This is a genomic window from Tannerella forsythia, from assembly GCF_001006485.1.
Classification (GTDB): Bacteria; Bacteroidota; Bacteroidia; order Bacteroidales; family Tannerellaceae; genus Tannerella; species Tannerella forsythia.
Genome location: NZ_JUET01000127.1, coordinates 1 through 255, shown reverse-complemented (window position 1 = coordinate 255; position 255 = coordinate 1). Strand labels below are relative to the sequence as shown.

The window sequence follows — 255 nt, the reverse complement described above, 5'->3', positions numbered from 1 at the left end:
ACGCATACTCAACAAACATGGACGTGAGAGGGTGAAAGCCGCGCTGACAGGCTCGTTCTCAGAAACCGACCTGATTGTTCTCAGACAATTGAAGGAAACACTCGACCTGATCGAAGAACAGACGGCGGACTGTCAGCAAGAACTCGTCCGGCTCTGCAAAGAACATTACCCCAAACCATACGAACGCCTGCAAACCATCCCCGGTGTCAAGGAACGCGCAGCCACGGCAATCATTGCGGAAACAGGTGTTGATAT

At 52.2% G+C, this 255-nt stretch carries 1 pseudogene; it reads left to right on the top strand.

From position 1 onward, the window contains the following. Nucleotides 1-255, top strand: a pseudogene (locus Tanf_RS12015) (IS110 family RNA-guided transposase); the annotation flags it as partial.